General features: G+C 54.9%; 23 protein-coding genes. 7 read left to right on the top strand and 16 right to left on the bottom strand.

The window, feature by feature from the left end:
- Positions 1-6: 6 nt before the first annotated feature.
- The 6 genes from GSQ94_RS21550 to GSQ94_RS18710 form a co-directional block, all read right to left on the bottom strand.
- The gene (locus GSQ94_RS21550) at positions 7-1,278 is read right to left on the bottom strand and encodes an SRPBCC family protein (RefSeq protein ID WP_254063982.1); all 1,272 of its coding nucleotides are present in this window, start codon (positions 1,276-1,278) and stop codon (positions 7-9) included.
- 45 nt (positions 1,279-1,323) lie between these two features.
- A complete protein-coding gene (locus GSQ94_RS18730) occupies positions 1,324-2,286 on the bottom strand; it encodes an alpha/beta hydrolase (protein ID WP_158945378.1) in 963 nt (320 codons plus the stop codon).
- A 66-nt stretch (positions 2,287-2,352) separates the two neighbouring features.
- Positions 2,353-3,135, bottom strand: a complete 783-nt coding sequence (locus GSQ94_RS18725; RefSeq protein ID WP_158945377.1) for an SDR family NAD(P)-dependent oxidoreductase — start codon at positions 3,133-3,135, stop codon at positions 2,353-2,355.
- Between the two features lie 131 nt (positions 3,136-3,266).
- Positions 3,267-3,806: a cupin domain-containing protein gene (locus GSQ94_RS18720; RefSeq protein WP_158945428.1), complete on the bottom strand. Its 540-nt coding sequence runs from the start codon at positions 3,804-3,806 to the stop codon at positions 3,267-3,269.
- 145 nt (positions 3,807-3,951) lie between these two features.
- Positions 3,952-4,869, bottom strand: coding sequence for an alpha/beta fold hydrolase (locus GSQ94_RS18715; RefSeq protein ID WP_158945376.1), 918 nt, complete (start codon positions 4,867-4,869; stop codon positions 3,952-3,954).
- A gap of 26 nt (positions 4,870-4,895) precedes the next feature.
- Entirely contained in the window at positions 4,896-5,759 is an 864-nt protein-coding gene (locus GSQ94_RS18710) for an SDR family oxidoreductase (protein ID WP_158945375.1), read from the bottom strand.
- A gap of 305 nt (positions 5,760-6,064) precedes the next feature.
- On the opposite strand from GSQ94_RS18710, the gene GSQ94_RS18705 reads away from it, so the two are divergent.
- Positions 6,065-7,021 carry a LysR family transcriptional regulator gene (locus tag GSQ94_RS18705; RefSeq protein WP_158945374.1) on the top strand — a complete coding sequence of 319 codons (957 nt, stop codon included), beginning with the start codon at positions 6,065-6,067 and terminating at the stop codon, positions 7,019-7,021.
- A 184-nt stretch (positions 7,022-7,205) separates the two neighbouring features.
- Here GSQ94_RS18705 and GSQ94_RS18700 read toward each other — a convergent pair whose 3' ends face one another.
- The 4 genes from GSQ94_RS18700 to GSQ94_RS18685 all read right to left on the bottom strand — a co-directional run bounded on the left by GSQ94_RS18700 (position 7,206) and on the right by GSQ94_RS18685 (position 9,971).
- A complete protein-coding gene (locus GSQ94_RS18700) occupies positions 7,206-7,622 on the bottom strand; it encodes a nuclear transport factor 2 family protein (protein ID WP_158945373.1) in 417 nt (138 codons plus the stop codon).
- A gap of 96 nt (positions 7,623-7,718) precedes the next feature.
- Complete coding sequence (locus GSQ94_RS18695; RefSeq protein ID WP_158945372.1) at positions 7,719-8,321, bottom strand: NADPH-dependent F420 reductase; 603 nt, start codon at positions 8,319-8,321, stop codon at positions 7,719-7,721.
- 71 nt (positions 8,322-8,392) lie between these two features.
- Positions 8,393-9,127, bottom strand: coding sequence for an SDR family NAD(P)-dependent oxidoreductase (locus GSQ94_RS18690; RefSeq protein WP_158945371.1), 735 nt, complete (start codon positions 9,125-9,127; stop codon positions 8,393-8,395).
- 112 nt (positions 9,128-9,239) lie between these two features.
- Positions 9,240-9,971: an SDR family NAD(P)-dependent oxidoreductase gene (locus GSQ94_RS18685; protein WP_158945370.1), complete on the bottom strand. Its 732-nt coding sequence runs from the start codon at positions 9,969-9,971 to the stop codon at positions 9,240-9,242.
- A gap of 319 nt (positions 9,972-10,290) precedes the next feature.
- On the opposite strand from GSQ94_RS18685, the gene GSQ94_RS18680 reads away from it, so the two are divergent.
- The 6 genes from GSQ94_RS18680 (at position 10,291) to GSQ94_RS18655 (ending at position 18,538) form a co-directional block, all read left to right on the top strand.
- Entirely contained in the window at positions 10,291-11,286 is a 996-nt protein-coding gene (locus GSQ94_RS18680) for an AraC family transcriptional regulator (protein ID WP_216843143.1), read from the top strand.
- Between the two features lie 559 nt (positions 11,287-11,845).
- Positions 11,846-11,983 carry a hypothetical protein gene (locus tag GSQ94_RS21545; RefSeq protein ID WP_371417571.1) on the top strand — a complete coding sequence of 46 codons (138 nt, stop codon included), beginning with the start codon at positions 11,846-11,848 and terminating at the stop codon, positions 11,981-11,983.
- 473 nt (positions 11,984-12,456) lie between these two features.
- Entirely contained in the window at positions 12,457-13,320 is an 864-nt protein-coding gene (locus GSQ94_RS18670) for a type IV toxin-antitoxin system AbiEi family antitoxin domain-containing protein (RefSeq protein ID WP_371417565.1), read from the top strand.
- Positions 13,310-14,221, top strand: a complete 912-nt coding sequence (locus GSQ94_RS18665; protein ID WP_158945367.1) for a nucleotidyl transferase AbiEii/AbiGii toxin family protein — start codon at positions 13,310-13,312, stop codon at positions 14,219-14,221. Before GSQ94_RS18670 ends, GSQ94_RS18665 begins: the two co-directional genes overlap by 11 nt.
- A gap of 1,020 nt (positions 14,222-15,241) precedes the next feature.
- Complete coding sequence (locus GSQ94_RS18660; protein ID WP_158945366.1) at positions 15,242-16,459, top strand: MBL fold metallo-hydrolase; 1,218 nt, start codon at positions 15,242-15,244, stop codon at positions 16,457-16,459.
- Positions 16,460-16,660: 201 nt separating this feature from the next.
- The gene (locus GSQ94_RS18655) at positions 16,661-18,538 is read left to right on the top strand and encodes a M61 family peptidase (RefSeq protein WP_158945365.1); all 1,878 of its coding nucleotides are present in this window, start codon (positions 16,661-16,663) and stop codon (positions 18,536-18,538) included.
- Between the two features lie 124 nt (positions 18,539-18,662).
- Here the strand turns inward: GSQ94_RS18655 and GSQ94_RS18650 are convergent, their stop codons facing one another.
- From GSQ94_RS18650 to GSQ94_RS18625, 6 genes are all read right to left on the bottom strand, one after another.
- Positions 18,663-19,214: a TetR/AcrR family transcriptional regulator gene (locus GSQ94_RS18650; RefSeq protein WP_158945364.1), complete on the bottom strand. Its 552-nt coding sequence runs from the start codon at positions 19,212-19,214 to the stop codon at positions 18,663-18,665.
- A 727-nt stretch (positions 19,215-19,941) separates the two neighbouring features.
- Positions 19,942-20,658: a nuclear transport factor 2 family protein gene (locus GSQ94_RS18645; RefSeq protein WP_158945363.1), complete on the bottom strand. Its 717-nt coding sequence runs from the start codon at positions 20,656-20,658 to the stop codon at positions 19,942-19,944.
- Positions 20,659-21,013: 355 nt separating this feature from the next.
- Positions 21,014-21,370: a DoxX family protein gene (locus tag GSQ94_RS18640; protein ID WP_158945362.1), complete on the bottom strand. Its 357-nt coding sequence runs from the start codon at positions 21,368-21,370 to the stop codon at positions 21,014-21,016.
- A gap of 204 nt (positions 21,371-21,574) precedes the next feature.
- Positions 21,575-22,447, bottom strand: coding sequence for an NmrA family NAD(P)-binding protein (locus tag GSQ94_RS18635; protein ID WP_158945361.1), 873 nt, complete (start codon positions 22,445-22,447; stop codon positions 21,575-21,577).
- A gap of 110 nt (positions 22,448-22,557) precedes the next feature.
- Complete coding sequence (locus tag GSQ94_RS18630; protein WP_158945360.1) at positions 22,558-23,079, bottom strand: cupin domain-containing protein; 522 nt, start codon at positions 23,077-23,079, stop codon at positions 22,558-22,560.
- 157 nt (positions 23,080-23,236) lie between these two features.
- The gene (locus GSQ94_RS18625) at positions 23,237-23,863 is read right to left on the bottom strand and encodes an NAD(P)-dependent oxidoreductase (protein ID WP_158945359.1); all 627 of its coding nucleotides are present in this window, start codon (positions 23,861-23,863) and stop codon (positions 23,237-23,239) included.
- Positions 23,864-23,910: the final 47 nt, after the last annotated feature.

The raw sequence follows: 23,910 nt of genomic DNA, 5'->3' as shown, positions 1-23,910 counted from the left end.
GGTGTCCTACAGCATGCCGTTATTGTTCTTCCATTGCTCTTTAGGAGGAACCATCTCGGGAAAGCCCCAGTGCTCCACAATCTTTTCGTCTTTCACGCGGTACAGGTCGATGTAAACGCAGAGTTCGCCCTCATGTGTGCCCTTAGCGACGATGAACACAAAATCTCCCTGTCCTAACAAAAACTTGATTTCATCGATGGTCCGGTGCTGCATTAGGACCTCGACATCTCGCATGAACTCCGTGACCCCGTCGAAGACGCCAGGTTCGTGACGGATCATAAGATCCCCAGCAAAGTACTGCTCACTTCGACTGTGGTCCGCGCGGATGTGAAAGGTCTCATAGTACGTCCGCAATAGTGACTTGTTCTTCTCCGTATCCTCGAAGTGTTCCACCTCGGTCGGTCCATCGACCTGGGTATGCCCGCTCGGGTTGGGTTGAGCATTCTCGGCGGAGAAGGCCCAGTGCTCGACAACCAATCCGTCTTCAAACCTGAAAACGTCGAAGAAGATTTCTTTCCCAGATCGTTGTCCTTTAGCCTGGGTAACGACGTAGGGGCCATCCTGGAATGCCCGTACCACGGTCAGTTGCAGTTGGTCACGTGGCGACTGATTGATGAATTGCGTCAGCCCTTCCACACCGTCGGTCGCGTACGGATTGTGTTGTACAAATAGCTTGTGGTCGATGTGCTGCGTCGCAACGCCTACATCACCGGCGCTGATGCCATGAAATATCGTCAACACTTTTTCGAGGTCAGTTTTGGCTATTGTCTTATCTCCTTTGACCGCGTCGGCCGCTCGAGCATCTGCCGCCCGCGCAAGACTTTCAACCCATTCCTGGTGATAGCGGTAAAGCGCACCGGGATTCTTGCGCCCGAGTTCTTCGAGGAAGAAGGGGCCTTGCTGCGTCTCCTCGCTCAGCAGGTGACAACCCGTGTCCGTCGGAGTGATGACCCAACCGTGATAGGCGCTCGAAGCGGTCTCGTCGCCGTCGACCAGTGTCGACCACGCGAGCCTGCGGCCGGGTACGTATTCCGTCACGATGAGATGCATAGGAAAGCCAACAGTCACCCTGCTGTATTTGGTTCCGAGCGCCAGTTCCGGCTCACCGGACAGGATCTTGACCTGATCTTCGGCGGGAAAGTAGCTTGACCAATTCTCGGCGTCGACGAGCAGCTTCCACACCACTTCAGGCGGCGCGTTCACGTCAATGTCGTTGAGCGCGTAGATCGCCGAGGTCTTCGGGGCAAATGGGTGAGGCCAAATCACATGGTCATACATTTCTTATTCCCCCTTCCGTTGTCTATAAGCGATTCCGTCTACTGTTCATTTTGCTGCCCTGGCAAATCGGTCGTTCAGAAACTCACTGATGAGTTGAAGGGTCTCGGTCGAAGCTGCCAGGCGTCCCAAGCCTCCCAGATATCCGTGGACCATCCCTTCCCATACATCCAGTCGAGCATCCACTCCGGCCGCGACCGCACGCTCGACGAAGCGGATGGAATCATCGAGCAACACCTCGTCGCTGCCGACATGCACACGGATCGGGACCAGGTTCTTCAGATCGGCATAGAGCGGCGAGGCCTTTGGATCTGCCGGATCATCACCGTCCAGATAGGAAGCCACCAACTCGGCGGCTTGAGGCTGGGTGAAGTATGGATCGGCAAGAGCGCGTGTCGACCAACTCTCTCCGGAGAGAGTTAGATCGGTCACCGGCGAGAGCGCAACTCCACCGACCAGCGCTTCACCGCCAAGAGCACTATTCGCCGCAAGATGCACGAGCAACCCAATCGCCAGGGTGCCGCCGGCAGAGTCGCCCGTGATGGCAATCTTCGAGAAGCCTTGCTCAACCAGACCGAAGTAGCAGGCGCGCACGTCTTCGGCAGCAGCAGGAAATGGATGTTCGGGAGCTAACCGGTAATCAGGCACGAATGCCGCTACCCCCACACCAGCAGCGATATGGCCTGCCAAATGGCGAAACGCATGTGCAGAGCCCCAGTTGAACCACCCGCCATGGATGTGCATGACGGCCTGACCGCGCCGCGCGGTTTCAGGTCGGCACCACCATCCCGAAACACCTCCAACGCGCCCAGCTTCATAGACGACGCCCGCAGGCGCAGCGACGTGCTCCATGATCGCGTCGAACGAAACTCGAGCTGCAATGCCCTGAAGCTTACCTTTATTAGGTTCGACGATGGCGCGCATGGCGGCCATCGCAGCTTGGTCTTCCGAGCTCAATGGATGGTGTAGCAACCACGAAGCCGTACTATGAACTTCCTCAAGTGTTTGCATGATGCTCCTCCTTGGTTTTGACGCTTGGTGTACTGGCCCTGGAAATGTCTAACGTGAATGTGGATCTTAGCCTTGTCCCAGGAGCGAGAGGAAGTTAGGTTGTCCATTGGACGCGCTGAGTCCACCGTCAACCGGAAGAATCACTCCGTTGACAAAGACGGCGTCCTCACTCGCGAGAAATGCGATCACTCCTGCGATTTCATCCGGTGTAGCGGCTCTGCCGATAGGGAGGCGATCAACAAACGCCGTCATGACTGCTTCGCTTTTTTCAAGGTCGGCAGTGGCCTCGCTGGAGGTCAGACTCGGAGCCACGGCGTTGACTCGCACGCCGCGCGAGCCATACTCCAGCGCCAAGGCGCGCGTGAAGTTCGTGATGGCGCCCTTTGCCGCGTTATAGGCACTCAGCCCCCAATCTCCGCCGAGACCCGATACGGAGGAGAGATTGACGATTGAACCCTTGGTCTTCAAGAGGTGAGGCAATGCTTCACGAGTCGCAAAATACACTGCATCCAGGTCGGTGCCCATCAGCTTCCGCCATTGCTCTGTGGTGGTCTGCGCGAAGGGACCGAAGGTGGCTATCCCCGCGTTGTTGACCAACACATCCAGCTTGCCGAACTTAGTGATCGTCTCTTTAACGAGTCGCTTCACGTACTCCTCATCCGAGACATCTCCAGGATGGATAAGTAACTGTGCTCGATCAAAGCCCGCGATAGTTTCGTACAACTTCTCTTCACGCCGTCCATTGAGGACAACAAACGCGCCTTCGTGTAGAAAGCGGCGTGCCGTGCCTGCTCCAATGCCAGAGCCGGCCCCCGTCACAATGACAACTTTGTCTTTGAATCTAGTCATGATTCCTCCGATGGATTTTATGGACGTAACTTAGGCAAAGTGCGATTGAGTTAGGCTACGAGAACAATTTTGCGCTTGTCGTGAACTAGCCATTCTCTGACAGGACCTCGCATCTTACGACCGAAAAACCCTTAAGCTTCTTTCAAAAGTTCGGTGTGATATTTGGGAGCAAGTGCCTTCGCCTTTTCAAGAAACGCGGCCATCTCTTTGTCATCGAGTTTGGGTGGAGCTGTGGTGCGGGTCGCTACAGGGACGCCGACTTCCAGGAAGAACTTCTCCTGGCCAGCTGGAGAACAGATACAAATCAGACGAGCCGGGTTTGCGGATGCGTTGTGGAACTGATGCGGAGCATTGGCAGGAATGTTGACTGTTTCGCCCGCGCCGACGACGGATTTCTTTCCGCGAAATGTTGCTTCGATCTCTCCATCCAGCACGATGAACGTTTCTTCAAAGTCATGGCGATGTGGTCCAGGGCCACCGCCGGCAGGGATGTGCATATCGACTACGCAGAACCGGCCGTTGGTGTCGTCTCCATCGACGGTGATGGTGTAAGTATCTCCGACGAGACCGATGTGGGGCAGTTTGCCTTCATGATCGGGATTCGCGGAAGTCAAAGTGCGATTGAGATCGTCGGGCGGAAGGGGAGGGTATTGTGTTTGTGGGTCTGGCATGTCGCTTCTCCTTGAGGTCTTGTCCGTGTCAACTTGCGCACCGAAGATTGAAAATGCAAATGCCCGGGCCGACTGTGACGCCGATAAGACACCGGCAGCTATTGCGAATTCCGTCATCTGACGGCAGTTGAGTTTTAGATTCATTTCATGGCTTCTGCTGCAGGTTGAGTCCTTCAAGCTGTTCCAGAACAGCTTCAGGACGCTCTTCCGGAACAAAGTGCCCGCAGTCTGGCAGAACAACGCTCTTGAGATTGGCCGCCACCATCGCCACAGACTGACCAACGCGCGCTCCCAATCCTTTTTCTCCGCCGATGGCGACGACGGGCAGTCGAACTTTGTTTTGTGTGAGCGGCAACGTCTGCGCCATGGTCGCAAAGGCCGTGCGGTAGACGCCGAGCGCTCCCAAGACGCCTCCAACACCAGCGAATGTGCGCAGATATTCGTCCACTGTTTCAGGGAGGATCGTTTCATGTCGTACGACCGCATCTCCGAGATAAAACCAGTTAAGGAATTCTCTCTCCTTGCCGACGAGGAGAGCTTCAGGAACACCTGGTGCGAGAGGAAGAATCCACCACCACATGCTGCCCTTTACCATTGCCTCGGGCGTGAAGGTGATGATCTTTTCAAGGATCGACTGCAGCATCACCGGCGCTTCGATGTAGAGAAGCGCCGCGATCTCGTCTGGGTACTTTGCGGCCCAGAGAAGCGCCGATGGTGCTCCCATATCGTGCGCAAGAAGCGTTAGGGGACGCCCTGCACCAAACCTTATTTGTCCTACGAGCGACCGAAACTCTTCTGCGAGTGCCGCGCCGTCGTAACCGGCATCTCCTGCGGGCTTATCTGAGTCTCCGTAGCCGCGCATGTCAGGGACGAGAACCGGGTAGCCTGCATCTGCGAGCAGCGGCATTAACTTGTGCCACGAATAAGCAGTTCCAAGAAACCCATGCCAGAGCAACACAGGACGACCGTTCGGATCGCCGCCGATCCAGTAGTGAAGGCTTACGCCATTCACGCTGGCCGATTCACTGCGAAAGCCCGCAATTTGTTGTTTCGTGGTCGTCATGTAGATCCCAGTTTCTGCAGAGGTTGTTATGCGTTCCAGAGTTTTGTCGTCTCTGCGGCAAAATCCTCATAGCTGCGAGGCGTATGACCAAGTAGTTTCGTCAGACGTGCAACTTCCGTCTCGGTTGAGGCGAACTCTCGGTCGAAGTAGCCTTGGAGCATCATGCGGAGATCGAAGGCGCTCCAACTTGGCATTCGTTCGCGCATGCCCTTTTCCCACTGGTCGAAATCGTGTCCGGTGTATTTGATCTCCTTGCCGAGCAGTTTGCTCCACAGTGCCGCGTTTCCCGGGCCACTGATAAGCGAGGGAGCCACAATGTCGTAGGTCTGTGCTTCATGACCGCCTTCTGTGAGCGAGATCGCTGCCGCTTCCGCGATGTCCCTCATGTCTGCTGCGGCGATCCCGGCGATGCCCAGAGGCATTGGGTAGAGTCCAGGTCCGGTCAGAGCATCCTTCAAGCCGATATCGTTCTGCATGTAGTAACCGGGACGCAGAATGGTGTACGGCACACCGAACTCACGCAATGCACCCTCGACGGCAAGCTTAGAAGCGAAATGAGGGACATCGCGGAACTCCTGCACTTTGAAGACAGACAGATAGGTCACGTGCTTCAAACCGATCCGCTTTGCGATGCCATATGCGATCAGCGCCTGCGTCAACTCATCCGCAACGACTGCATTGATCAGGAACAGCTTGTCGACTCCTTTCATCGCTTCCTCTATGGAAACGGGATCAAGTAAATCGCCGATGGCCACCTCAACGCTTGCTGGCAGCTTATGATCGGCGTCTGGTGTACGAATCAACGCACGGACTTCTGCGCCGCGCTTCAAGAGTTCCCCGACCACCAAAGAGCCTACATTTCCCGTTGCACCAGTGACCAAAACTTTCATATCTTCTTCGCTCTTTCTCAATGGTTTACATCTGGTAGTTGCCTCTAAGTTCTCCGCGCGAGTCGTTCACTAGAGATCAGGTGAAGGCAGCTCGTCCTATGTCGTCTATAGAACAGATGCGGGACCCGGAGTTTATGGAGCCCTGATACACGCAAAGCTGCTTTGCGCTAGAGCAACGAATGAATGACAATGAGTGCAGCATGTTCGCGAATAGGAATCTGGTGTCCTTTGTTGGGGGACATTTGGACACCTGAGACTTCCCAGGAAAGAAGCACTGTTATTACCAGTGACTGCCGGAACACATCATGCCGCACCACATTGATTTAAATGACGTCCGGACTTTTGTGATCGCCGCGCAGGCGGGAACAATGAGCGCTGCCGGGAAGACGCTGCATCAACCAGCGTCGACGGTAAGCAGATCTCTCACCCGTCTTGAAAAGCACCTTGGGGTACTTCTGGCGCATAGGGGTCCGAAAGGATTGATTTTGACAGACGCGGGCAGGGAGTATCTTCTCGCCTGCAGACGCGCGCTGCGTACGCTCACAGATGGGGAGGAATCCCTAGAGGTTCGCCGCTCTGACCCAAGTGGCACGATCAAGATCGCGTGCCCGCTGACTATGGCCCGCGAGATACTGGCGCCCCTGCTTAAAGAATTCATCACTCGCTTTCCGTCTTTGAAAATGGAAATTGAGCCGTACTCTTTTGGCTGGGATCAGGAACCCCGTGAAGATGTGGACGTGTTCTTCAAACTCAAAGCGCCAAAGGACTCGGTACGACGGGTCCGGTCCTACCCTGGGACTGCACGGGGGCTCTTCGCGAGTCCGGCATACGAGGACGCATTTGGCAGTCCGGCTAATCCCGACGAACTCGCCGCCCATCGGTGTGCGGGCTCCGGTGTTTGGAAGCTGTCCCGCGGATCGAAAGAGGTCAGTCCAAACATTGCATTTCACGTCGTGACGAGTGATCCCGGCATCAATCTGCCGTTTGCTCTGGATGGTCTTGGCATCACTGTCCTGCCGCTGTGGATGGCAAAGCACCCGGACAACCGGAGTAGGCTTGTTCCGATTCTTCCGCTGTGGAAACCGGAACCGATCACATTGTGTGCGCTGTTTTCCGGTTCGTCTCGACTCACGCCAAAAGTAGAAGGGCTTCTTGACTTCCTTGCTGAATACATCGGAACAGACCGCGATCCACGATTGAAACATGGTCGCGCAAAGGAATATTTCACAGACCTGACGCTCTCTCCAACGTCTGGACCTTGAGCAATTGGGCCCAAGCCTCTCAGCTAACGGTTGAAAGATCGATTCCTTCTGATTCGGTCTCGTAGGAGCATAACCATCCGCAACTCCGAACCGGTCAACGCAAGCTGACTTTTCAGTAGTTATCGTGTCTCAGTGAGTGCATTGGCGAAAATGCACTCACCGAGATCCGCCAATTTCAGATGGGTTAAAGCTTGGGGCTCGCGTCTGCCTCGGAGGCCCGCGCCAGTGCTTGCGTGTCGATGTACTCCCGAATCTTCGTCACCTTGCCGTTTCGAACGGTAATGGCGAAGACCCAGTCGTCCGTGAACGCCCTATTCGTGGCTTTGATTTTCCCCGTAGCGACGCCGACGACCAAAACCCGGTCTCCCTGCGCCACGAATTCGGGGGGCTTTGGGTACGAAGTTTCCACCGTTTCGTTAGCCTTCTGAAGTAAATTCTCCAATCCCTTGTGCCCACGGTGCGTGCCGGCCAGCGGCCAGTCCTCGCCCGGAACGATCCACTCAATATCTTCTGCAACCAACGCCAGCAGAACTTGCTTATCGCGGCTGCCCATTGCTGCAAAGAAATCCTTCACAATTTGGACATTCTTTTCGATGCTCATCAAAATCTCTCCTTTTCCCTTACATCAAGTGTGTCCGATCTAAGCGGACGTTTCGGAACCATCCTTCTCGGGCCAAATCACACGGTCATAGATCGATTACTGCTGCTTCTTGAACAAATCCTGAAAGATGAGCAGACCCCAAGTCTTGCCGCGTGCGTGGACTAACGCGCCACCCTCGTTGAACTTTCCAAGCTTGACGGGTGCGAACCCAAGTTGTTTGGCCAAATCCGCCACGGGAGCGATAGCGTCCTCGTCATCGCTCGACAGAAAGACGACCCGGTGGCCGCCCTCGACGATCGGGTCGGTAGCCAGTGTGGCCGCAACCAGGTGATTAAAACCCTTCACCAACTTGGCGCCGGTGAACGACTTCGCAACGAATGCGGAGGATGGGAGACCGTCCAGTTCCTCAGGTGGGACTGGAAACGAGTTCATCGCGTCGATGACTGTCTTGCCTTTCCAACTCGGCAGGGCCTTCGCAATCTCGCGATGTTCCCCGAACGGAACCGCCAAGATGATTGTGTCAGCCTCGAGTGCATCCCGCAGCGACTTGGCGACGACTGTGGGTCCAATCGCCCGAGCCTGCGGTGCCAACGCCTCGGGGGGCCGGCGACTCGCAACGGCCACGTTGATATTCTTACGGGCAAAGGCTTGGGCGAGAGCCTGACCTATCTTTCCGAATCCTACAATTGCGTAGCTCATATGTTCTCCTTTGATTTACCGAATCCTGCGGCGCTCCGAATCATCGACTGGAGCGCCGTTGGGCGAATGCGTCAGATTTGCGCTAAGCCGCCGTCGACGGCGAGCTCGCTAGCGGTCATGAAGCTGCTGTCGTCCGACGCGAGAAAGGCAGCAGCCGCCCCGATCTCCGCCGGATCGGCCATGCGCTGGAGCGGAGTCATCGCCGCGTAGACCTTCTGGCCCTCCTCGCCTAACGCTGCCTTTGCGAGTTCTGTCGCCGTCGCTCCGGGCGACAGCACGTTTACCCGGATGCCGGTGCCCTTCAGGTCCTCCGCCCAGGTCCGCGCGAGGTTGCGCACTGCCGCCTTGCTCGCGCTGTAGACGCTCATTGTCGGGGCGCCCGTGGTGCCGGCGCTCGAGCCCGTCAGAATGATCGAACCGCCCTTGCCCATCAGCGGAAGCGCCTTCTGGATCGTGAAGATCGTACCCTTCACATTGGTGTCGAAGGTCTCGTCAATGTGCTCGGCGGTGATCTTGCCAAGCGGAAGCGGGCTTCCCGCCCCGGCATTGGCAAAGACGATGTCGAGGGTTCCGCGCTCGGCCTTCACCGCCGCGTAGAGTCGGTCGAGATCGGCCAGATCGGAGATCGAGCCCTTCACCCCGCGGGCGTTGGACCCGAGATCGGCCACAGCGGCGTCGAGTTCTGCCTGCCGACGGCCGAAGATGAAGACGATGGCGCCCTCCTCGATGAAGCGTTTTGCTGCGGCGCGGCCGATGCCGGTAGCCCCACCCGTGATGACTGCAACTTTTCCTTCAAGCTTTCCCATAATGACTCCCTTTGGTCGATCTGTAGAATTCAGTGCTGAAGAGCAGATCTTTTTGGCGGTGGACAAGAACTGCTCGCGAGTCCTAATCTTTTGTCGATTCGTCAACGCGAATTCAGATGGCTGAGAAGCCGCCGTCGACAGCCAAATCCACCCCATTCACGTAGCTCGACTCGTCTGAAGCAAGAAACAGCGCGACCGCCGCAATTTCCTCAGGACGACCCATCTTGCCGCGCGGGATCAGGGATTCGAACATCTCCCTCGTCTCCTTGTCGAGTCGCTGGGAATCCGGGGTATCGACCTGCCCCGGGCTCAGCACGTTCACGCGGATATGCCTGCCCTTCAGTTCGTTGACCCATGTGCGTGCGAATGAACGCAATGCCGCCTTGCTCGCCGCATACACGCCGAAACCAGGAAATCCTTTTACCGAAGCAACGGACCCGATCATGATGATCGATCCGCCATCGTTGAGCAGCGGCAACGCCTTCTGAACCGTAAACAGCGTTCCACGCACAATCAGGTCGAAGCCCGCATCGAAGTGCTGCTCAGTAATCTCACCCAGCTTGGCGGCTTCGCCCTTGCCTGCGCTCGCAAACAGAACGTCGATCTTGCCCTTTTCTCGCTTGACTGTGCCGAACAGACGGTCGAGGTCGTCGAGATTGGACGCGTCGCCGCGCACGCCGGTCACGTTCCGGCCAATCAGCTTGACCGCCTCATCGAGCGCCTCCTGCCTCCGGCCCGTGATGAAAACGTAGGCGCCTTCTTCAACGAACCGCTTGGCGCTCTGCAGCGCCAAGCCGCTCGATCCACCCGTGATGACTGCAACCTTACCTTCAAGCTTTCCCATAATTGCTCCCTTCGGAATGTGTGAAGCATTCCGTACACTAAGGTAGATTCTTTGGCGGCGGACGAAAACTGCTCGGGAGTCCAAGATTTTTGTCTATTCGTCCAGAAAGATGGCTAAACCGAGCTGTTTTGCTCATTATTGATAGAACTGGGACGCGCGGGGAAAAGGAGTGTAGGAGTTGTGATGCTGGAAGGAAGGAGAATGTCCGTCATGGTAGAGGCCTCTTCGACCTGATGCTGCACTTGTCCGGCGAGCGAAGCTGCGCAGTTTCGTAGAGGTCACAGAACACTATGGCTTTCGAGAGCAGATGGAGGCTCAGTTGGACCCGATAACAGACATCTTCAGAACGCTGCACGTAACCGCTTTCGGTCTGCACAGGCTCGAAGCCACAGCCCCGTGGGGCGTGAAGCAGGAAAATCAGACCGAAGAAAAAGCCACTCTTTCCGGTAAGAAGATGCCACCCACAGATCTGGCGCACTTCGCCATGCTCTCGCGCGGCAACTGCTGGCTGAGTGTGGAAGGGATTGCGGAACAGATTCCCCTCACCGGCGGTGATTGCTTTTTGGTGGCTAAAGGGACTTCGATTGTTCTGCGCGACAGCCCGCGAACACGTCCAGGGTCAACCTTCCGCGAGATTGGGGCCAAGGCCAACGGCAATGTCGCTCTTTATGGAGGTGGTGGCGCACCGACGACAATCGTCTGTGGTTCCTTGAGTTTCGATCGCGCCAGCCTGAAGCCGATCACTCAGTTATTGCCGAGCTTCATTCTGATGAAGGCCGATGAGGCACGTACGCTTGCTCTTCACAACACAGTGCAGGCGCTTGCTTCGGAAATGGCAGAACAAGCGCCGGGATCTGAAGTCGTCGCGACGAGGCTAGCCGAGGTCCTGTTTATCCAGGTTCTCCGCGCGCATATCGCGTCGGGACCAGCACGCAACAAAGGATGGCTTCGTGCCATCTTCGACCCTCAAATCGGCGCTGCCCTGAGTGGCATTCACGATCGTGTGAAGACACCTTGGACGGTCGAATCCCTGGCCGAAGCGGCGGGCATGTCTCGCTCCGCATTCGCAGCACGCTTCAAAGAGCTGCTCGGACAAACACCGCTGGAATATGTAACCGAGTGGCGGATGCAGAAGGCGATTCAGTTTCTACAACAGCGCGACAAAAAGCTCATAGACGTCGCTCGCTCGGTCGGTTACGAGTCCGACGCTGCGTTCAGTAAGGCGTTCAAGCGAGTTGTCGGGGCCAACCCTGGTGAATACCTCAAACGTGGATTTGAGGACCGCAGCGATGCCGGAACAGCGGAAGCTTTTTGAAGCCGAGGATTCTACTTGAGCCTACTATGGCGTCTGTCGCATATCGTGGGAAGGTCGAAGAGCGATATCAGGCCAAGGCACTCTTTGAGAGCGGTTTGCGCGCAACCTTCAGGTTTACTCCCCGTAAATGCGCTTGTCGTCATCAGCTTCGTGGTGTCTAGGAATGGGAAACAATCAATTCCATAAGTGCTCTGACTGGTTTCAGTTGAAGCTAAGGGAGGGTGCTTGAGCACCCTTCCGCACCCTCGAAATTCGATTACCCCGCATATGCGACAGACCTCTGCCCAGGTCGACCTCTCTGCCTATGCACGGCAGAGGTCAGACTCCCAGCACCTTGGTTTCTGCGACGGTGCTGGTGAGGGTGCTGAATTCCTAATCTGCGTTTTTCCCAGTGTTTTTGAGTGCCCAAGGGTGCTGTAGTTAGCCATCAACGCTCATGAAATCATTTAGATGCAACCAGTTAGCGTAACTGTCACGGCAGACGTTTTGACGTCCCGCATAGTGTCAATATCATTCCATATTAGAAAGATATTGACACCACGATAGCTTCCGTCACTCACTGGCGACGAACCTGAGAGCCCTCGGAGTCGACATCAAGGTAGCTCAAGAGTTGATGCGGCATGCGAGCTGCCGGACGACGCTCGATATCTATACCCAAGCTGTGTCGCAGCAGAAGCGGACGCAAATGCAAAAGTAGTGGAGATGATGTTGCCGCTGGAGGCAAGGAAATTTCAGGACCCTTCCGGACCCTCGGAGGTTCAAGAACTAGCTGGGCAACCTCGGCAAGCTACACATTATGGGAAGTTTGTTGGTGGACCTGATCGGGATCGAACCGATGACCTCTTCCATGCCATGATGTGGGTCGGAACCTAAGTTATTGACGATACGGTGGTTATGAGTCGGCTAAACCGGTAAAACCGGCATACTTGGCAGCATTTGCTGCCAAAATGCTGCCAAATTCATCATCGGGTAATCGGGCTGATCCGTGGGCGGACAGCCCGATTGATTGTGTGAACCGTCTTGCCGAGGTAGTTGGCTTAGGACTGTAGATCCCCCATTCCAGCTAGATGGCTTTGGGCGGTTGGGTTTGCTGTATGGCGCTTGTGTGCGTTCATGGCGCACAATGAGGGGATTTTGTGAACTTGACATCGGGTTTATGCAAATGTGAATATGTGCGTCATGGACGCACAAAGATCATCTCGGCTAAACCATCTTCTCCTAAGTCTGCCGGAGGGCTTCTTGGCGGATAGCACTTGGCTCCAAACCCAGGGGATCTCCCGTTCATCGATACGAGACTATGTGGACCGGGGGTGGCTCGAACGAATAGGTCCCCGCGTTTACCGGCGGCCAAGCCAACTTACCAAGGCCTCGCTGCGATGGGATGTTGTTGTACTCTCTCTCCAGCAGATCATGCACACGCCCCTTCACGTCGGCGGACGAACAGCGGTCGAACTGTCTGGGTATGCTCATTACGTCGAAGCTGGCGACACTTCGCGAGTCTACTTGTACGGCTCGGGCCTCCCGTCCTGGCTTGCAAAGCTGCCGATATCCGCTCAGTTTGAGACCCGCTCTTCGGGACTGTTTGCAAACTCGATTAGCGGCGTTGAAGCGAAGCGTTACGATCTGCGTTCTAGCGAAGCATCAGGATCGCTAAAGGATGCGGAATCCACGAGCCCCTGGGAATGGTCGCTGACCATGTCAGCTCCCGAACGAGCAATCCTGGAGATGATCGATGAACTCCCGCATCACGAGAGCTTTCATCAAGTCGATGTCGTCATGGAAGGTTTGGCCAATCTCCGTCCTCAACTGCTGGGGAAGCTTCTGCGGGAATGCAGGAGTGTGAAGGTAAAGCGGCTCTTCCTCTGGTACGCGGACAGACATGGACATGCCTGGTTCAAACATCTGGATCTGTCTGCCGTCGATCTCGGGAAAGGAAAGCGTCAACTGGTTCCCCAAGGTCGTTTTGACTCGCGCTATCAGATCACGCTTCCAATGGAACTATTCAATACTGGAGGTAGGAACGATGGCCAGTGAAGTTTTCGAGGGACAGGTAGCCCTACTCGTCCGTGTATTGCCCTATGTGGCGACCGAGACTTGCTTTGCTCTCAAGGGCGGAACAGCAATCAATCTTTTCGTACGCGACCTGCCTCGCCTTTCGGTGGACATCGACCTGGTCTATCTGCCGATTGAGGACCGAGAGACATCGCTTATCGGGATACGATCTGCGCTGGGCCGTATTGCCCAGAAGATTCGTAAAGCGATCCCAGACAGCTTCGTCACAGACAGCGCTAACGCGGGCGGAACCCTCGTCCTCGTTCGTCAAGGAAACGCTCAAATCAAGATCGAAGTCACTCCCGTGCTTCGTGGCACTGTCCATCCCACGGAGTTGAAAACAGTCCGGTCCCTCGTAGAAGAGCGATTCGGCTTCGCTGAAATCCAAGTGGTTTCGTTCGCCGACCTATACGCGGGGAAACTGGTTGCTGCACTTGACCGACAGCATCCTCGAGATCTGTTTGACGCTCAACACCTGCTTGCCAATGAAGGGATCGACAACACTCTCTATCAGACATTTCTGGCATACATCCTGAGCCACAATCGTCCCGCGCATGAGCTCCTGCAACCCCGCTCGAAGGAGATACGGCAAGCCTTCGAGAGAGAATTTGTCGGGATGACTGTAAGAGAAACCTCGTTGGACATGCTACTCGCGACCCGAGAACAATTGGTTGCGGAGATTCGCTCCCGCCTAGATGAAACATCTAAGCTCTTTCTGAGGTCTTTTCATGCACTCAGTCCAGACTGGAACCTCGTAAGTTCACCGGCCATTCGTAATCTCCCGGCGATTCGATGGAAGCTTATGAATCTGGAGCGATTGCAAACTGAGAATCCGGAGCAATATCAAGTCATGCTTCAAGAGCTTGACGCAGCATTGACTTGAACTGACTCGCCCGTGAGATTGCAGACGCCGTCTGCAATCTCTTCCGCTTGAAGAATGATCTCGGAACCGTCGGCGATGGACTCCGGCCCGGGCTTTGGTCGTCTGATGTCCGTTGATAGTCAGGTCGGGATAGCGCGAGATCGTAATGTTCAGATAGCCCAGAAAATTTACGCCAATATTTCGCAAAGCTACAAGCGAGTAAGCCTCGATCTGCCCACCCTTTTCAACCAATGAATAATTTGCAACCGATGGTTTGCAGGAGCCTCCAATTGTCAGGCCGCGCATTTTGATGGGCGCCATATACGAGGCAAAGGAGATGAAAGTTCTAGTGATTGGAGCGGCCTGCCCTGGGGGCCGTGCATAAGGCGACGCCTTTATTGCGCGGTGCCACGCAGTATAAGAAGGCGAACGTCAGAGTTGTTGCGGTCGGCGACTCTCTTGCGATAAGAGCGGGTCCTTGGCTTTCATGCAAACGCAAGCTAAACAGGAGTACGAGTGAAAAACGGAACAGTTATCAACGTATTTGGGGAGCCAATCGAAATCATTGCTTCGAGCGCCACGACGAATTATTCATTTGTGATTGGCTTGCAAACTTCGCCCCCAGGCGGGGGACCACCTCCACATCGTCATCTTGGATAGGACGAAGTCTTCACGGTGATCGACGGTGAATTCGAATTCTTTGATGGCGAATCGTGGGTACCATTCCACAGGGGCGAGGTTAAGTATTCCCTTCGCGGTATCTATCACGGTTTCCGGAACGTCGGTCATTCCGCGGGAAGAATGATGTTCACAACAACTGGTGGAGGCTTGGACGAGTACTTCGCCGAGATTTCTTCGCTTCGATTGCCGGATGGCATGGAACGTCTTCAGGAGGTCAGCAGATTCTATCGGTACGAGTATCTTCCCCCAAGTAAATGACCACATCATCCCTGGATTTTGCTTGTCTTAGCTCAAATAGCCTTGGCAGCAGCTCGCATTGATCGCAACGAGAGAATCAGTGGGGACGGTGGCAAGAGGACGATGAGCTTGATTGGTTCACTGCAGCATAAGGTCAAGCGCAAGGTGGCAACTTATCAAGGTTTAGGTGCCCGCCTTCACGCCACACTTGATTGGATGACGGTGAATTGCGAACCTTATACGTCTTCTACCACTCTCCGCCACCTTGGTTTTCTTTCCGCGATCCCTGTACCTACTAGTATGTATAATTACCTCTTGAGATTAGGTGAAGGACTACTGAGTACATCATTGGGACTCGGCTCGATTCGTACACCACTAGTGACTTCTATGAAGAATTCCATTGTGCCTGTTGCATATGCGATGTGCGCTGCTATGTGCTTGAGTGCAGCGTGCCAAAGCCCGACGCCTTTTTCATTGCGGGACCTGGGGTCCGGAGCTTGGGCGGCGATCGATAAATCGGCCGCCAAGCCAGATTTGGCAGGTTCAAACACAGGCTTTGTGATTGGGCCAGAAGCGGTTCTAGTGGTGGATACATTTGAGAGTTCGGCAGCTGCGCAGAAGATGATGGAAGCGATCAGGGAAAAAACAACGTTACCCGTACGATATGTGGTGAACACGCACTACCACCTTGACCATGTGGCCGGGAACGAAGTCTTTGCAAAATCTGGCGCTACCGTTATGGCCCAAGACAATGTGCGTTCTTGGATGCGAACAGAAAACCTGAAGTTTTTTGGTGAGAAGATCACACCAAAGCAGCGGGAGTGGGTGGACGATCTCTACCTTCCGGATCTGACATACACACAAGGTGCTACAGCATATATCGGAATAAATCGTGGTGAAGTCCTGCGGGTCATGCCTGGTCATACCGGAGGGGATACGATCATCTACGATGCTCAGGCGAATGTCGTTTTCTGTGGCGATCTCTTCTGGAATCGCGCGCTGCCTAATTTGATTGATGCGTCGACCAAAGAGTGGGTTGAAACGTTGAACTTGCTACTCCGCGACTACCCTTCAGCAAAGTTCGTTCCGGGCCATGGCGAAAATGTAGGGGATGAATCGGACATTCGAGCTTTTCGCGATTACCTCGTGTTTCTTCGTCAGGCGGTTTCCCAGGCACAGACACATGGGGCAAGCAGTGCCGACGTTTTGAAAGCGGTATTGCCCCAAGTGAGCGAACGCTATGGTAAGTGGGCGTTCTTTGACTTCGCCGGCCCCAGCATTCAGCAAACGGATGAGGAACTTAGACACCTCAAGAAACTACCGCAGCAACCTTTGAAATGACCTGCGGTGCCCTTCGCCTCGCCAATATGGATAGTTCAGCGTATCTGCAGATGAGCGGAATAAATTCCCCCTTAGCCAAGAGTTGTCGGGAGTAGATCCACGCATCGGCTCCTCAGCCCTGCAACACACTCCTTCGAGATTCTCGATGGTTGCATATTCACAAAGATTCAGCAGACCAATTCGCTCGTGTTGAGGTGTTTTATGTTTCTTGCACGTCTCAAGCCGTTATATCTAGCATTGCTCCTATCAAGCGCCTGCCAGTTACAGGCACAACTGCCGCTAAGTCTTTCCGTGGATCTGCGCGATGCTCCTCGCAAGTTGCTTCATGCGACCGAAATTGTTCCCGTACAAGACGGTCCATTGACCCTCGCCTTTCCAGAATGGATTCGGAACGAACATGAGCCCGCTCCTCTAACTCAGCAGGTAGGCCTATTCATTAGAGCCCGTGATGGCAGCGGGGTTGTCGGCCAGCCTCTTTTCTGGAAGCGTGATCCCTTCGACCCGTATCTCTATCATCTGACCATTCCGAATGGAGTCCGCTCCATCGAAGTCAGATTCGACTTCATTACGGCGGACAAGAATGGGGACGCCCACGGATCATCAGATGCAAACCTCGCGGTGTTGGACTGGAACACTGTCGTCCTTTACCCCTACAGCGGACCCGATACGCGAGTCGCCGATCTCACCGTCACCCCGACGGTCACATTGCCAAACGGTTGGCACACGGCTACGTCGCTCAAGACTGTGGCGGGCGTGATGGAGCCGACTGCTAGCTCGATCGTAAACTTTCAGCCCATCTCGCTCGAACAACTCGTCGATTCCCCGATGATTGCGGGACGCTACTTCCGAGAAGTCGCACTTGCCCCTGAAGTTTCACCCAGGCATTACCTCGACATAGTAGCGGATCAGCCGGAAGATCTCGAAGTCCCTCAAGCGCGAATTGATGAATTAAGCCAGGCGATTCGCCAGGCCGGGTTACTGTTTCGTAGCCATCACTATGACGACTATCGCTTTCTCATCACGCTTTCGAACAACATCTCGCAAGCGGCGATCGATCACCTGCAGTCCCTGGACAATCGTCGTTCGGCCAATTTTTTCCGTAATGAGAAAGGGCAGAAGCTTTACGCGAATTACACGATCCACGATTTTCTTCATAGCTGGAACGGCAAGTATCGGCGCCCTGAAGGACTCGCCACACCCAACTTTCAAACCCCTGTGAATACGAACGGAATGTGGGTATACGAAGGGCTGACAGACTATCTTTCCACTGTGATGACCACGAGAATAGGCAACGCGACCAAGGAAGACTTTTTGGATGTTCTGGCATCGAAAGCTGCCTACTATGATCGCCGTCCAGGTATGCAGTGGAGAGATCTTGACGACGTTGACACGATGGCCTACCCGCTTTGGAGCAGTGAGGATTCCAGTTACGATAACTGGCGTCTAAACGGCTTTGACTTCTATAGCGAAGGAAACTTGATCTGGCTCGATGTCGATGTGACGATCCGCGACAAATCGAACGGCAAGAAATCTCTTAACGACTTTGTGGCTCTCTTCCATGGCCTCGGTGGGGATACCGGTCCCAAAGTTGTTCCGTACTCCTTCCACGACATCGTTGCTTGCTTGAATCAGATCGTTCCCAACGACTGGGAAGGCTTCCTCACCGAACGCCTTCACGCTCTGTCAAAAGCACCTCTTCAAGGCATCGCTGGAGCCGGCTACAGGCTGGTCTACAAAGAAGGTGCTGACAAAGACTTTCAGTATTCCCTTGCCATGAGCATCGGAGCTGACGGCGTGATCTCCGACGTGATAATGGACGGAATTGCCTATCAGGCAGGTTTCGGTCCTGGGATGAAGATACTTGCGGTAGACGGTCAACCGTTCACGCGCCCGACTCTGCGGCAGGCAATCGATGCCGCGAAAACGACGACGACGCCCGTCGACTTCAAGGTCGACAACACTGGCGAAATCTCTGACCTGCATCTTGACTATCACGGTGGGCAAAGGCATCCCGTGCTGGAGCGTGTTCCGAATACCCCGGATCGGATCGCTGAAATTCTGCAACCAATGAGCAAGTAGTCAGCAACACAACGCTTCATCCTTTACCAAAGAAGGGAACAAGCGAGAGCGTGTCTCCATGTTCCCGGAACTCCGGCGCTCCTACAGAGACCCAGTGCGTCCGTGACCGACTACGCGGTAAGCTTCATCGTAATAAGCTGAGAACACCTCGGATCGCGCGGTGGAATGGCTTAGGAGAGGCAGCAGCGCTAGCGAGAACGTAGCCGCCCTGGATCACGGAAATAAGCGTCGCAGCGACCTCGGTGGCGTTCAGTTCCGTGGAAATCTCGCCGTTTTGTTGCCCCTCCTCCAAGATGGACTTAATTCTGAGTTGAAGCCATTCGAATGTCTCGTCTATCGGGCGACGCAAATCCACATCCGCAGCGATATCGGGGTCTTGGGTCAACTTACCGATTTGGCAGCCCTTCAAAACCTCACGGGAACGGAGCATGTAGCCGCGAATCCGTTCAAGTGGCGTACCTGATGCACTCAGCCACTTGTCAGCTCCATCACGAAAGGACGCGGCACTCTGCTGGATTGCTTCTGCCGCCAGATGGGATTTCCCCTTGAAATGGTGGTACATGCTCCCTTGGCCAGCTCCCGCCCTTTCCTGAATCGCTTTCGGACTCATACCTACATAGCCCCGCTCCCAGAGGAGCTCCTGCGCGCTTCGTACTAAACTTTGACGAGAGTTCATGCTTTGTACTAATTAGTACGTACAAATTTTCAGATTCGCAAGTGTATTGCGAAGAGCTCGGCGGTCGGCTTCGAGCCCTCGTCTCGTAATCTCGGGAATGCGGCCCCATTCGTGCTATCGGTAATTATTCCATCCCGCCGTCCGGTGCTCGCGGACCTGCTCAATCGCGCCGACGCTTTGCACAAATCCGGACGTGCCTATGGATGCGGATTTCTTCACAGAATCGACAACGCGCTCAGCGAGGCGGGCTCCGGCGCGACGGCCAATCAATTCCAAATCTCATGTATTGGCATTCTGAACACTCCCAGGTTCAGCTGTTGCGCACATGCGGGATAGGAATTCGCACCCGATCTTATTCGGACCACTTGGTTGGATCTCTTAGAGCTTCTCGACTCAGAGACAGCAGGATCGCTTGCAGTCCCAAGGGTTTTGGGCGCGCCCTCGATGGACTTCTACGGACCTCCACGGCATTTAGCTCAAATCTTCAAGATATGAAAATGGGTTTTCAATTCCATTGGTGCTGCTTCAGCGCTCTGCTCCTCGAGTCATAGTTAAGCGAAGGAGACACTATCTCATGACGTCACAGATCACATCTTTTGCTGGAACGTCACACAATAACGGTGCGCGGGGGCTATCGGCATTATTGCGACGTTGACTCGAAGGAATGGAGCACGAACGTCTTGTCACTACGAAGTTTGCAGATCAGGACGCGTGCAACGGGAGCGAATCAGGGGACCTTCGTCCAGAAAGTATCACTGCTTTCATAGCGCACGACGAGACCAGTCACCTTTCCCATCGAGTCCCGAAGAAAGATTATGCGCCTACGGGGCTCTCCCGGAGTAAACAGCACATCGCGCGTCTCGGCTTTTCGTTCCCGCTCTGGGACACCCGCACGATTGGCAAGGATTCGATCACCATCTCCACGAACGGTGAATGTGTCCGAACCGAAACGATAGGTCCCCGCCAGTTCTTCAATCTGGGCTGTATTTAGCTTGATTGCGGGGGGATCAGAAAGTACATTTGTGATGTGGAGCGCGCGTAGCTTCCACCTGCCGTCCAGACGCTGCCATGTCTCGGTGAAGATATATCGAACCTTGTTCTCATCTATGTCCTCGTGAAGGACGATTGCTGTCTCGTTGATTCGGGTCAGCTTATAGGTCCGTATTTGCAGCGGCTTTGTGGCCATTGGCGCTAGATCTTGAAGAAAGTTGCTGAGATATGTAACGCCCCCTTCTTCGTCGAGATAAAAGAAATCAGACGCCGCAAATCTCTGCCAGACGGAGCGATCTGCCGTATGCACCGCCGAGAGCAAAAGCTCGTCGCTTCTACGCAACTGCGCAGCCAGAGCAGAATCAGATTCGACTGTCTGCGCATGTGAGTTTGCGGAAACGAATATGTAGGTTGTTAGTGCAACAACAAGCAGGGTGATGCGGGAACGGGACATATGGAGCAACATCTCCTAAGCGCAGTAGTCACGGCTGTAAGCGGGTGCAGACCAGATTATGGGTCGAGAACGGCATTGGTCTTCCAATTGCCACTTCAGGAGCCTCTTTGCGCTGCTCCAACTCTTCCAGTCTGACCCGACGTAGATGAGTCACAGATAGTCCTCTTCTCTGCGACAACCTCAGATCGTCGCTCCGACAGCTCGCCCAGCGCACACGAATGCGTCCGCCGCGCAGCGGCTTCGTTCAAGTCGGCTTCTTATCAGTAATCGCTGCTGAAGGGGATCGCGTTCAGTAGGACTGATGGTGTCGCTAGCGGTGTGCGGGGAAAAAACGAAAACCTGCCGAGCGTGTTGTTCATATCGACCACCTGTTTGCGCGCATGCGGCGTCTCAATACATAAGAAGCGAAGACGAACGCCAAGACGAGAATCGGATCGAATTTGTCCCAAGTACTGCCACCACCATTCAGTTGTGAATAGAACGCAAGTAAAAGTGTGAAGCTGAGACCAGCATAGACCCACTCGGTCAATCGAGGCATATTGGGAATCAGAAGGCCCACGCTACCAAGGATGTGCGTTACGCCAATAAAAGGGATGATGTAGAGCGGGTATTCGAGCTGCTGATTGGCGATCCTCCATTCGTCGGGATCGTGAATTAGATACAACCTGCCGAAGTACACCCACATGAAGGCGACCACGACGGTAGTTATCATTGCGGCTCTTTGAGTCGCTCGACCTGCTTGCACGGATTTATCTATTGTCCGTTCAGTTTTCATAGTAAAAGGATCTCCTTCTTGTTCTTTCGATCATGACGCGATGGCCTCTCGACAGCGTGGAACCGGACGGTCAGCTGTCCGGTCCAACCCTTGCACCCGAACAAGTGTTAACGGATCCGAGATCGTCACGATCGCCTGGACTTACGCCTTGACGGCGTTCTGTGCAGCCGCAAATACATCGCGTGCGGACGTCGTACCCTCTACGTGCTCCGTACCCGTGACCCCGAGGTCCATCCATCCCGCGTTAACGCTCTCGTACATTTCTTCGGCAGGTCCAGTGTGACCCTTCGGGACGCCGAACTGCTGGAACGCATCGGCCCAGGCGGCACGCGGGAGTGCGAAGGCTTTTACGTCGAGCTTCAAGACTTCACCCAATTGTGCGGCCACTTCATCCGCGCTTACCATCGAACCCAACTCGATGACGCGATGCCCTGACCACGCCGGCCCGGTGAGAAGCGTTGCCACCTCTGCGCCGATGTCATCCGTCGCGACCATGGTCGATCTTCGGTCCGTAGGATTGTAGAAGACCGGTAGTGTTCCACCCTGGGCGGCCTGTAAGCCGAAAAGAAAGTTTTCGAAGAACCCGCCTGCGCGCACAAAGGCAACCGGAGAGGTCACGTCGCGAAGACCCTGCTCGAAAAGTGCTAAGCCCGTGATCATCCCCAGCCCGCTTGTTTTATTTGCGCCCATCGACGAGAGTGCCACCACCCGCGAGGGCGTTACTATGGTCAGCGCCTCGACATAGTTCGCAATAACGTCCTTTGCCTCTCTGTAATCAGGCGATGGTGCCCATACGGAGGGCAACATAACAAACGCTCCTTCAACACCTTTGAGGGCCGCCGCAATGGCTGTCGCATCGTTCCAGTCTCCATCCACCAACTCCACGCCTTGCTCAGCCCACTTCGCCGCTTTCTGGCGATCGCGTACAAGTGCTCGCACTTGTTTGCCTTGCTTCAGAAGATGCCGCGCCGTGGCCCCTCCAACGTTTCCTGTAATGCCCATGACTAAATACATATTCGTTTTCTCCTTGGTGTTGTTACAGCGATATGGGGTCGTATTTGCAGCCCCGTTTGTGTAGCGGCACACCCTTTAAGTTCAGGCGTGAACTCAAGAGACGCCCCGTACTAAGCGCGGTCTGCGACGAGAAATGTCTGGTTCTTTTCCATGGACCTGGTCAACCTCTCAAAGTCGGCCTGGGTGAGTTGAGCAGGCAAGAAGTCTGTCCTGCCATCCGGATGCACCGCATCCTTCATCATTCGCTCGTGGTGATACGTCGAGACACTCAGCACGCGACACGGACGCTCACTCTTATTGAAGAATGAGTGAGGCGCATTGGGCTGCACCATCAGACTCTCTCCGGCTTCACACGTGTCCCACTCAGTGACACCCTGGTTGTTCCAAAATCCTATCGACAAAGTTCCTTCCAGCACGTAGAAAAACTCTGCAAATGGGTGCCTGTGTAGTGGAATACCCATACCCGGCACAACCGTCATTTCAAAAATGGAAAAGGTGTAGCCTGTGTTTTCTCCCAGTGCCCTCCACAGCAATTGCATAGGCCCGATATCCAGCGTCGGGCCGCCAGTTTTGTTGTTCTTAATGACGTTGTGATGAAGGACCTCTTCAAGCGGTTTAGGGAAGTTCGACATAAGACAATCCTTTCGTGAGCCAAGTTAAGGGCTCTGATGTGAATGCAAGAGCTTGTGAGTTGCGCAGCTACCACTTCGCCAGTCCCATGAAGTTTTACAGCTATCTGTCGCGTGAAACATTGCCGACCGAGCACAATCGATCGGAGCGGCGGACGAGCTATGTGGTGGTTACCGTCACTGCCTGACGTACATACCGGCTGCTTTCTAATTGCTGCACCATGAAGGCAGCCAGATCCGCGCGCCCGATCTTGTGTGCCTTCTCGCCGCTCTCAGTACTAAGCACCCTGGCAATGCCGGTCTTCTCATGGTCGGTCAACATCGGCGGCCGCACGAGCGTCCAATCCAAGTTGCTGCCTTCGATCTCTGCCTCCATACCCGCCTTGTCTACCAGCAAACCGCGCAGAAACGTCTTCATCAGCAGGTGCTTGTTGAAGAAGCCGGCGTTTCTGGCGCTATCGCCTGCTCCAACAACCGAAATCTTCAGCAACCTCCGCACGCCGTGGCGTCGCATCGCGTCCACAATGTTGTGTGCGGCTTTCGTCTCCATCGTCGTCACTTTCCACGGTGTCTTGCCGCCTAGCGCGTCGATGACCGCGTCCTGTCCAAATACCGCAGGGTCAACGGCAGCCGCGTCAAACACGTCGCCTGCCACAACCCTGACGTTCGCCTTCTTGTACTGGGCAGCGCCGCGAACGAAAACCGTCACCTTATGCCCAGCGGCCAACGCCTCATCTACTAGCGCCTCCCCGCTCTTGCCCGCTGCTCCAATCACTAGAACTTTCATCGCATTCTCCCTTTGTCTCGTATTGGGCCGCCAATCCAAATACGCGA

It is taken from the genome of Granulicella sp. S190 (assembly GCF_009766095.1).
In the GTDB taxonomy this organism is placed as follows: domain Bacteria; phylum Acidobacteriota; class Terriglobia; order Terriglobales; family Acidobacteriaceae; genus Edaphobacter.
Note: the sequence above shows the minus strand (reverse complement) of the source record. Positions and strands in the feature narration are given on the sequence as shown.